The sequence below is a fragment of the Pseudomonas sp. Pseusp3 genome (genome assembly GCF_047304225.1).
Classification (GTDB): Bacteria; Pseudomonadota; Gammaproteobacteria; order Pseudomonadales; family Pseudomonadaceae; genus Aquipseudomonas; species Aquipseudomonas fluorescens_CD.
The window spans coordinates 1-262 of sequence record NZ_JBGLYV010000279.1 but is presented as its reverse complement, the minus strand read 5'-3'; the positions used below and the strand labels follow the sequence as shown (position 1 = coordinate 262).

Genomic DNA, 262 nt, shown 5'->3' with positions numbered 1-262 from the left:
CCATGGGAAGGTTTGGCCTTGAAGAACCATCTTTCCTTCAAATTTGTCATTGCCGAGCGGATAAATCCCGTTGCTCAATCCAATCACTTCGTAGGGGAAAGCGGCAATCATATGAGAGATGCCGTACTTCATCTTCATATGCTCGACGTTGGTGTTCATGACGCAGGACGAGGAACCGGGGAAATTGTTGGGCATGTTCATATTCTCCTTGATATCAAGTTCCGAAGAAAATGATATCCGGGAACTTATGACCTTCTGGGAC

1 protein-coding gene is annotated in these 262 nt (G+C 46.2%); it reads right to left on the bottom strand.

What is annotated here, in order from left to right; all coding sequences use genetic code 11:
* A partial coding sequence (locus ACCD00_RS30865) for a hypothetical protein (protein ID WP_413428951.1) occupies positions 1–195 on the bottom strand: 195 nt, incomplete at its 3' end.
* Positions 196–262: the final 67 nt, after the last annotated feature.